We start from the raw sequence: 398 nt of genomic DNA, 5'->3' as shown, positions 1-398 counted from the left end.
ACTAGCCGCATCGGGTTCCACTTAAAGCTGTAGCCTAGATGTCCGTCAACCGCTTCCATCTGTCGCCATATGAACCACGCGTACACCACATAAATATGGCTTGAGAGCAGTATTGGGCCAATCAGTGCAATGCCGGCAGTTAATGCTAGCTCAACCCAGTGAAAGTAGTTACCAGCCAATGCATAAGGTGTTCTAACCTGATGATGTACAGAATGCACATTCTTTAGCAGCCACTTATTTTCATGCATCGTTCGATGCATCCAGTAGTACAGAAAATCATCCAAGACGATAAAAAAAGCAATTTGCCAGACGAAGGTTGTCCAGTGAGGCACTTCGCCTGCGTGAATGCCAGTTAGACGAGCTAAGGGCCAGGCCAATACAAGCAGCGTGAACACTAA

The 398-nt window shown here is 47.0% G+C and carries 1 protein-coding gene; it reads right to left on the bottom strand.

Annotated features, from left to right (window positions below; genetic code table 11):
* Positions 1–398: sterol desaturase family protein (locus A3750_RS04085; protein ID WP_197474872.1), on the bottom strand; the 398-nt coding region annotated here is incomplete at both ends.

Source organism: Oleiphilus sp. HI0079 (assembly GCF_001635105.1).
This window is presented reverse-complemented; position numbering and strand designations above follow the sequence as displayed.